This is a genomic window from Rhodococcus sp. DMU2021 (genome assembly GCF_019641445.1).
Lineage (GTDB): Bacteria > Actinomycetota > Actinomycetes > Mycobacteriales > Mycobacteriaceae > Rhodococcus > Rhodococcus pyridinivorans.
In genome coordinates this window covers 1-7008 of record NZ_JAIFKB010000047.1, presented here as the reverse complement: position 1 = coordinate 7008, position 7008 = coordinate 1, and the positions used below count along the sequence as shown (strand labels likewise).

The 7008-nt window shown below is 66.3% G+C and carries 5 protein-coding genes and 1 pseudogene; 5 read left to right on the top strand and 1 reads right to left on the bottom strand.

Annotation, left to right across the window (positions count from 1 at the left end; genetic code table 11):
* A partial coding sequence (locus K3M35_RS25145) for an Lrp/AsnC family transcriptional regulator (RefSeq protein ID WP_220667220.1) occupies positions 1–473 on the bottom strand: 473 nt, incomplete at its 3' end.
* 269 nt (positions 474–742) lie between these two features.
* Between K3M35_RS25145 and K3M35_RS25140 the strand changes: the two genes are divergently transcribed.
* From K3M35_RS25140 to K3M35_RS25120, 5 genes and pseudogenes are all read left to right on the top strand, one after another.
* Positions 743–3094, top strand: coding sequence for a pyruvate dehydrogenase (locus K3M35_RS25140; protein WP_220667219.1), 2352 nt, complete (start codon positions 743–745; stop codon positions 3092–3094).
* A 41-nt stretch (positions 3095–3135) separates the two neighbouring features.
* Positions 3136–4281: a 2-oxo acid dehydrogenase subunit E2 gene (locus K3M35_RS25135; RefSeq protein WP_220667218.1), complete on the top strand. Its 1146-nt coding sequence runs from the start codon at positions 3136–3138 to the stop codon at positions 4279–4281.
* 53 nt (positions 4282–4334) lie between these two features.
* Positions 4335–4610 carry a DUF3263 domain-containing protein gene (locus tag K3M35_RS25130; protein WP_220667217.1) on the top strand — a complete coding sequence of 92 codons (276 nt, stop codon included), beginning with the start codon at positions 4335–4337 and terminating at the stop codon, positions 4608–4610.
* 125 nt (positions 4611–4735) lie between these two features.
* Complete coding sequence (locus K3M35_RS25125; protein ID WP_308257122.1) at positions 4736–6454, top strand: acetolactate synthase large subunit; 1719 nt, start codon at positions 4736–4738, stop codon at positions 6452–6454.
* A 381-nt stretch (positions 6455–6835) separates the two neighbouring features.
* Positions 6836–7008 (top strand): annotated as a pseudogene (locus K3M35_RS25120) (methylmalonyl-CoA carboxyltransferase); the annotation flags it as partial.

Sequence of the window (7008 nt, the reverse complement as noted above, 5' to 3'; positions counted from 1 at the left end):
TCGGCGAGAAAGTCGAGTAACGGGCGGATCCGATAGTCCACCATCTCCCGCATCACCAGCGCCGTCGTGGTGCGTTTGACGCCTTTGATGTTCAGGATGTCCCCAGCGATGCGATACAGATCGTCTGCGTCCTTGGCTGCCACGTGCACAAGCAGATCCGCCACGCCGCTGAGGCCGTGCACCTCCAACACTTCCGGTATCGCATCGAGCGCCGCGCCGACCCGGTCGAGTTTGCGTTGCGTGACATTGGTGAGCACATACGCCTGCAACGGGTATCCGAGAATCGCCGGGTCGACCCGGCGTTCGAACGAGCGCAGCGCCCCTGCCTCGTCGAGCTTGCTCAATCGTGCCTGAACGGTATTGCGAGACAGACCGGTTCGCTCGGCTATCGCCATCACGGTGGCGCGAGGGTCATCGGCCAGTGCGGTCAGGATTCGAGCGTCGATCCGGTCGGCCCGGTGTGTGCTTGGCAAAGTGCCCACCTCGCTTCCCTCCGCACCCCGGATCGAAGTGCATATTGTTCATTTTCAGAGTCCAGTATTGCGCACACAGACACCCCCTGGTGGACTGGATGCACACCCCGCAGATCGGGAAAGCCTCCGCAGACACAATCCGATTGGCATTCCTGTTCCTTTGGCCGCTCGGCCGCGACGCATCCGTCGCCGGCCGAGCCGGCTCCTCAGCACCCGATGCAGTCGACCTGCCCGGTTCCGCGTGGTTGTCTTCGAAAGAGAGTTTCCCGATGTCCCAGCCTGTCTCCCATGACTCCGCCATTTCCCACTCGAGCGTTGACGCTGCGGTGTCGGAGGATCTCGCCGCACTCGAGGCGATCCGGCAGCGGGTGCTGTGGCTGTCGACCTCGATGATCCACCACGCCAATCGCGTGCGCCCGAACCCCACCGGCTTGAAGGTCGGGGGCCATCAGGCCTCGTGCGCCTCGATGGTCTCGATCATGACGTCGCTGTGGTTCGAGCACCTGCGCCCCGGAGACCGAGTGTCGGTCAAACCCCACGCTTCGCCGGTGCTGCACTCGATCAACTACCTGCTCGGCGACCTCGACGAGAAGTATCTGACGACCCTGCGTGAATTCGGTGGTCTGCAGTCGTATCCGAGCCGGTTGAAGGACCCCGACACCGTCGACTACTCCACCGGCTCGGTCGGTATCGGCGCCACCGCCCCGATCTGGGGCGCGATGGCCCGCCGCTACGTCGACACCCATCTCGGCGCCACCGGCCGCGGGCGGCAGTACTCGCTGGTCGGCGATGCCGAACTCGACGAAGGCGCCGTCTGGGAAGCCATCCTCGATCCGGGCATCGCCGACCTCGGCGAGGTGGTGTGGATCGTCGACCTCAACCGCCAGTCCCTGGACCGGGTCATCCCGAACATCGCCGCCCGGCGCCTGGAGAAGATGTTCGACGCCGCCGGCTGGCAGGTCATCACCGTCAAATTCGGCAAGCTCCTCGAAGAACTGTTCGCCCGCCCCGGCGGTGACGCGCTGCGCACCCGCATCCTCGACATGCCCAACCCGGAATATCAGCGGCTGCTGCGCTGCACCGCCACCGAGATTCGTGACCGACTGCCCGGCACCGGCCCCGACAGCACCCGGATCACCGAACTCGTCGCCACCCTGGACGACGCGACGCTCACCGCAGCGGTCCGCAATCTCGGTGGTCACGACCTGCAAGCGCTGTCGCAGGCGTACCGGCAGATCGACGATACCCGGCCCACCGTGATCATCGCCTACACCATCAAGGGCTACGGGCTGCCCACCGAAGGTCATCCGCAGAACCACTCGGCTCTGCTGACGGTGGACGAATACTCCCAGCTCGCCGCGACCCTCGACATGGATGCCCAGAATCCGTGGGGTCGTTTTACCGCCGATACCGGCGCGGGTCGGCTGTGCCAAGCGACCGCCGACCGACTTCACCGAGAGCCGGTGCCGGCGCTGCCCGACGTGACCATTCCCACCGATATCGGCCGAACCCCGAAGGGCACCGCCACCACCCAGGCCGCACTCGGCCGGGTGCTGCTGGACCTGACCCGTGAATCCCCCGACGCCGCACAGCGGGTGGTCACCGTCAGCCCCGATGTCAGCTCCACCACCAACCTCGGCGGTTGGGTGAACAAGGTCGGCGTGTGGTCGGCAGCCGAGCGGCACAACTGGTTCGCCGACGATCCCGAGACGATCATGCACTGGAACGAACGCCCCACCGGTCAGCACATGGAACTGGGCATCGCCGAAACCAACCTGGTCGGGCTGATCGGCGAACTCGGCGCCACCTGGAGCCGCTGGGGCCAGCCCCTGCTGCCCATCGGCGTGCTCTACGACCCCTTCGTCGAACGCGCCCTCGAGCCGTGGTCCTACGGCATCTACGCCGGCGGACAATCCATCCTCGTCGGCACCCCCTCCGGAGTCACCCTCGCCGCCGAAGGCGGAGCCCACCAGTCCATCAAGACCCCCTCGATCGGACTCGAACAACCCGGCTGCATCAGCTACGAACCCGCCTTCGCCATCGACGTCGAATGGACCCTGCTGGCATCGCTCGCCAAGCTCGGCCGCCCCGACGGCACCTCCGCCTATCTGCGGCTGTCCACCCGCCCGGTCGATCAGACCCTCGCCGCAGTGCCCACCGATCCGGCCGCCCGCGAACGCCGCCGCCGCCAGGTCGTCGCCGGCGGCTATCCGATCCGGCGCCATAACGACGCGCAGGTGACCATCGTGGCGATGGGCGCGATGATCACCGAAGCCCTCGCCGCCGCCGACCGACTCGAGACCACCGGGGTGCGCGCTGACGTGCTGTGCATCACCAGCCCCGGTCTGCTGTTCGAAGCCTGGCAGGCCCGCCAGGGCCGCACCTCGGCAGACAGCTGGATCCTCGACCAGCTCTTCCCCACCGACCGGGCCACCCCGATGGTCACCGTCCTCGACGGTCACCCGCACACCCTGGCCTTCCTCGCCGGCATCAACCGGGTGCGCAGCACCCACCTCGGGGTCTCACGCTTCGGGCAGGTCGGCTCGCTCGACGATGTCTACCGCTACCACGGCATCGACGCCGACAGCATCGTCACCGCCGCCCTCGACATCCTTCCCTGACCGGTTATCGGTCGAGCAACACCAGGAACTGAGAGACCACTATGAGCACCGAACAACTCGCCGGCACCATCGTGCACATGCCGGCCCTCGGGGAAAGTGTCGACGAGGGCACCGTCACCCGCTGGCTGAAACAACCCGGTGATCACGTCACCGCCGAAGAACCCCTGCTCGAGGTGGCCACCGACAAGGTCGACACCGAAATCCCCTCCCCGGTCACCGGTATCCTGCACCGCATCCTCGCCGAGGAGAACGATGTCGTCTCCGTGGGCGCCGACCTAGCCGTCATCACCGAAGCCGGCGCCGAGTCGACCCAGATCTTTTCTGCTCCTCCTGAATCGGCACCCGCTGCGCAACCTGCGTCTCCTCCCGCAGCGGTGCCCCCGGTTCCGGTGACGACTCCCCCTGCTGTTCGGTCGTCACCGGAACCGGACCCCACCTCTCCGGTCGCTGCACAACCCACGCCGGATTCGGGTGGCAGCGTGGTGGAGAAGCTTCCCCGGATCCGGCAGACCATCGCTCGCCGCATGGTCGAATCTCTGCAGGTGGCAGCGCAATTGACGTCGGTGGTGGAGGTCGATTTGACCGCGATCGCCACTTTGCGGACGGCACACAAGGATGACTTTCATGCGCGGACCGGCATCAAACTGTCGTTCCTGCCGTTCTTCGCCAAGGCCGCGATTGCAGCGTTGGCGCAGCACCGCGTGCTCAATGCCGCGCTGAACCCGGCGGTCACCGAGGTGAGCTACTTCGCGCACTGCCACCTCGGTATGGCCGTCGACAGCGACCGCGGGTTGATGGTGCCGGTCATTCGCGATGCCCACCTCATGAGCATCGAACAACTTGCCCGCGCGATCGCCGACAAGGCCGAACGCGTCCGCACCGGCCGGATCTCCCCCGACGAGTTGTCCGGCGGCACCTTCACCCTCACCAACACCGGCAGTCGCGGCGCTCTGTTCGACACCCCGATCATCAACCAACCCCAGACCGGCATCCTCGGCACCGGGACCGTCGTCGAACGCCTCGTCCCCACCCGCCACGACGGTGGGCTGCGCATCGACGTGCGCTCGATGGCCCACCTGTCGCTGAGCTACGACCACCGCATCGTCGACGGCGCCGACGCAGCCCGCTTCCTCACCACGGTCAAACACACCCTCGAACACGGATTCACCGCAGCCGACCTGTCGTAACACCCTGGCACCTTCGCCGGAGAGGAGACACAATGACACCCGACGCACGGGCCATGGTCGACTTCGTGCTCCGCTGGTCATCCTTCGACGACGGAGACGAATACATCCTGCCCGAGTTCGGCCTGACCCCCACCACGTTCTACCGCCGTGTCCTAGCCCTACTCGCAGCCCCCACAGACGAGCTCGACATCTCGACGTGTTCGTTGCTCCGAGAAATCTGCATAGCCAAGCTGCCCGGCCCGACGCGACGCGCACATACCGGCACCACGAACACGACGAACCGAACCGACCTTCCTTCTCTTCCGGCGACCGCAAAGAAAAACTCGTGAACCCACCCACCGCCCTCATCCCACTCGCACCGGCCGACACCAACCCGGCCGGGCCTCCTGCGGAACCTGCCCGCGCGACAACAAATCCGCCCTCCACACCGGTCCCGGTCACCGGCGCACAATCGGTGGTGCGGTCCCTGGAAGCACTCGATGTCGAGATCGTCTTCGGCATCCCCGGCGGAGCGATCCTGCCGGTCTACGACCCCCTGCTCGACTCCCCCCAGGTCCGGCACGTCCTCGTCCGCCACGAACAAGGCGGCGGCCACGCCGCAACCGGCTACGCCCAGGCCACCGGCAAGGTCGGCGTGTGCATGGCCACCTCCGGGCCCGGCGCGACGAACCTGGTCACCGCGCTGGCCGACGCCCAGATGGACTCGGTGCCCGTCGTCGCGATCACCGGCCAGGTCGGACGGCCCCTCATCGGCACCGACGCCTTCCAGGAAGTCGACATCTGCGGCGTCACCATGCCGATCACCAAGCACAACATGCTCGTCACCGACCCGTCCGAGATCCCGAAAGCTTTCGCCGACGCCTTCCACATCGCCGCCACCGGGCGGCCCGGCGTGGTGCTGGTCGACATCCCCAAAGACGTCCTACAAGCCCGCACCACTTTCTCCTGGCCTCCGGAACGCGCACTGCCCGGATACCGCGTCGTCACCCGGCCCCACCCCAGACCGATCCGGGCCGCCGCCGACCTGATCGCCGCAGCCGAACGCCCGGTGCTCTACGTCGGCGGTGGAGTCATCAAATCCGGTGCAGCACCGAAGCTGCGTGAACTCGTCGAGTTGACCGGCATCCCCGTCGTGACCACCCTCATGGCGCGCGGAGCGTTCCCCGACAGCCACCGGCTGCACTACGGCATGCCCGGTATGCACGGCACCGTCGCCGCCGTGGCCGCCCTGCAACGCAGCGACCTGCTCATCGCCCTCGGCGCCCGCTTCGACGACCGGGTCACCGGCGAGCCGACATCGTTCGCCCCTCGAGCCAAAGTCATCCACGTCGACATCGACCCCGCCGAGATCGGCAAGAACCGACACGCGGACGTCCCGGTCGTCGGAGACTGCACGAACGTGCTCAACGCCCTGATGAATCAGATCCGCACCAACTGCTCAGACGCTGGCGGTTTCGGTCTGGCCGACTGGCATAACGAGCTCGACCGGATACGCGACAGTTACCCGCTCGGCTACACCCGCCCGTCCACCGGCGCTCTTGCGCCCGAACGCGTGATCGAGGCGATCGGGCAGGCTGCCGGTCCGGAGGCCATCTATGCCGCCGGGGTCGGACAACACCAGATGTGGGCCGCACACTTCATCACCTACGACAAACCCCGCACCTGGCTCAACTCCGGCGGCCTCGGCACCATGGGCTACGCCGTCCCCGCCGCGCTCGGCGCCAAACTTGGCGCTCCCGACCGCGAAGTGTGGGCGATCGACGGCGACGGCTGCTTCCAGATGACCAACCAGGAACTGGCCACCGCCGCCATCGAAGGTGTCCCGATCAAGGTCGCCGTCATCAACAACGGCAACCTCGGCATGGTCCGGCAGCTCCAGCACGTTCATTACGAAGGTCGCTATTCGAGCGTCGACCTCGCCACCCACACCCGACGCATCCCCGACTTCGCCCTGCTCGCCGAAGCACTCGGCTGCGTGGCCCTGCGCTGCGACCACGAAGACGACCTCGAAACCACCATCGCCCAGGCCCGAGCCATCACCGATCGTCCCGTCGTCATCGACTTCATCGTCGACGACACCGCCCTGGTGTGGCCGATGATCGCAGCCGGCACCAGCAACAACCACATCATGCTCGCCGAAGGGATCCGGCCGTTGTTCGACGAATCCGATTAGCGGCTCACAGACAAGGGCAGGGACCGGGCGAAGCCAAGCAGTGCGCAATTCGACCTGCTTACAACGCCGAATATCACGCTGGCGGTTGCCTATCCAACGGTGACGATGACGTTGATGAGGTGATGGATCCAGTGCACGGACTACTCCTAGGAGCGCACACGTGCTGGGTCGATGTTCTATGCGGTCCCTCGAAAGGGACCGGTTCCGGTCCGGAACACCGATGCGCAGTATCGGCACACTGTTGTCCCGCCCGGATGGGATGGCGTCCGACGCACTCATGACATACCCGAACACATAGCAGCGATCCGCTTTCTGTCGCCACCTGCGCATACATAGGAACACCGGCGCGGCGTCGACACCTGAGGACAAGAACGGCTACCGATGACAGCGACAGATTCTTTCGCACTTCCCGATATCCACACCACCGTCGGCAAACTGGCCGACCTGCGCAACCGTCAAGCACAGGCCAAGGTCCCGGTCGGTGAGGCCGCAGTCGAGAAGGTTCACGCCAAGGGCAAGCTGACCGCTCGCGAGCGCATCCAGGCGCTCCTCGA